This window comes from Pseudolactococcus piscium, from assembly GCF_002441695.1.
Lineage (GTDB): Bacteria > Bacillota > Bacilli > Lactobacillales > Streptococcaceae > Pseudolactococcus > Pseudolactococcus piscium.
Map to the genome: position 1 here is coordinate 1 of NZ_JXJW01000065.1, position 467 is coordinate 467.

1 pseudogene is annotated in these 467 nt (G+C 39.0%); it reads right to left on the minus strand.

Annotation, left to right across the window (positions count from 1 at the left end):
* Nucleotides 1-467, minus strand: a pseudogene (locus RU86_RS12215) (hypothetical protein); the annotation flags it as partial.

Here is a 467-nt window from a genome sequence, read left to right on the forward strand (position 1 = left end):
AAAGCAATCCGCTTGCCACCTGAACTTTTTGCGATACTAGCTTGTAAATTAGCTATTTTTTTCTCGCCTTTTGCATCATCAATATTAAATTTGATATTGCCATTTTTATCAAATTTGAACGACCCTAGCAAATGACTAGTTACACCACCTATATAGTAAACAGACCCTGCAGTATTTTGCGCATCATGGCTGATAACGAACTTACCGCCGACTTCCTCCTCGTGCGCGCGATAATTGATATATTGGGCCATGTGCGCATTCATATATGTCCGTTCTGCCTTGGTTAACGTATTGTAATTAAACCACCCATGAAAAACTGTTACAGGAATATGATATTTAGCACCTATTTTCAACATATAGGCACTTTGAGAATACCCTGATAATTGGTTAATTTGCCAATCAGGGTGTGCTTTCATTAGGGTTAATAGATAACGCTCTGCTACGTCGTATTGCGTAGAGTTGCCAAC